At 68.8% G+C, this 519-nt stretch carries 1 protein-coding gene; it reads right to left on the bottom strand.

The window, feature by feature from the left end:
• Positions 1-519 (bottom strand): LPS assembly protein LptD (lptD, locus tag AC1DWF_RS38580; protein WP_476843671.1); only part of this gene is annotated, 519 nt, incomplete at both ends.

Genomic DNA, 519 nt, shown 5'->3' with positions numbered 1-519 from the left:
GGGTGCCCCATTCGCCGGCGGAGCGCATGAAGGGCATGCGCCAGTCCAGCGCCGTGCGGAAGTTGGCGTTGACATGCGTGCCGTTGGCGGCCGGCAGGTTGGTCGGCGAGATATCCTGGCCGCCCGCGTAGTAGCCGGCGACGTCGGCCTGGCCGCGGAGGGTCCAAAGGCCGCCGAAGCCGTCATGCATGGGCCGCTCCCAGACGGCGCGGCTGGCGAGGCGCTGGCTGAAGGTACCGACCTCGCGGGTCAGGCCCAGGATGCCGATATCCGTCGTGAGCCAGCCGCCGGCCACCTGCTTGCGCGGTGCGTATTCGAAGATGGCGTTCGGCGCCACATAGGGGATGCGCGTCGAATCATCCGTGCTGCGCAGGCCCTGATAGGCCCGGCTGTCGATGCGCGCATAGGCCTCGGTTCCCCAGAAGCCCTCGGCATAGACCTGGCTCGTGAGCACGCGGCGGTACTCGAAGCGGTAGGTGCGCAGGTAGGAATCGCTGGATGCGCGGTTCAGGTCGAAGC

This window comes from Aminobacter sp. P4_D5 (assembly GCF_056401815.1).
This window is presented reverse-complemented; position numbering and strand designations above follow the sequence as displayed.